Origin of the sequence: Streptomyces glaucescens (genome assembly GCF_002154375.1) — a bacterium.
Lineage (GTDB): Bacteria > Actinomycetota > Actinomycetes > Streptomycetales > Streptomycetaceae > Streptomyces > Streptomyces glaucescens.
This window is the reverse complement of sequence record NZ_MUND01001095.1, coordinates 1-531: the sequence shown is the minus strand read 5'-3', so window position 1 is coordinate 531 and position 531 is coordinate 1. Positions and strand designations below refer to the sequence as shown.

1 protein-coding gene is annotated in these 531 nt (G+C 73.3%); it reads left to right on the top strand.

What is annotated here, in order from left to right:
• Positions 1–66 precede the first annotated feature (66 nt).
• Positions 67–531, top strand: a 465-nt coding sequence (locus tag CCN42_RS40835; RefSeq protein WP_143662280.1) for an MFS transporter, incomplete at its 3' end; no start/stop codon positions are given.

Genomic DNA, 531 nt, shown 5'->3' with positions numbered 1-531 from the left:
GTGCGGGCGAAGCCGGCGGCCCCCGTCGACCATGAGATCCGGTGCCGTGAGCGGAGGGCGTCGTCCATGAGGGAAGTCAGCGGGGCGGACAGCGGGGACGGTGCGGGCCGGGCCGGTCCGGCGGCCTGGCGGAATCTGCTGACGGCCACCGCCGGCTTCACCCTCACCTTCTGGGCCTGGTCCCTGGTGGCTCCGCTCGCCGGGGACCTGGACGAGCGGCTGCACATGACGTCGTTCGCGCAGTCGGTGCTGGTGGCGGTGCCCGTGCTGGTGGGGTCGCTGGGCCGGGTGCCGGTCGGGGCGCTCACCGACCGGTACGGGGCGCGGCTGATGTTCCCGCTGGTGAGCGCGTTGACGATCGTGCCGGTGCTGCTGCTGATCCCCGCCAGGTCCCACTATCTGGCGCTGATCCTGGTCGGGTTCGTGCTGGGGCTGGGCGGGACGACGTTCGCCATCGGGGTGCCGTTGGTCAACTCGTGGTTCCCGCCCGCCCGCCGGGGCGCGGCGCTCGGGGTGTTCGGTATGGGGATG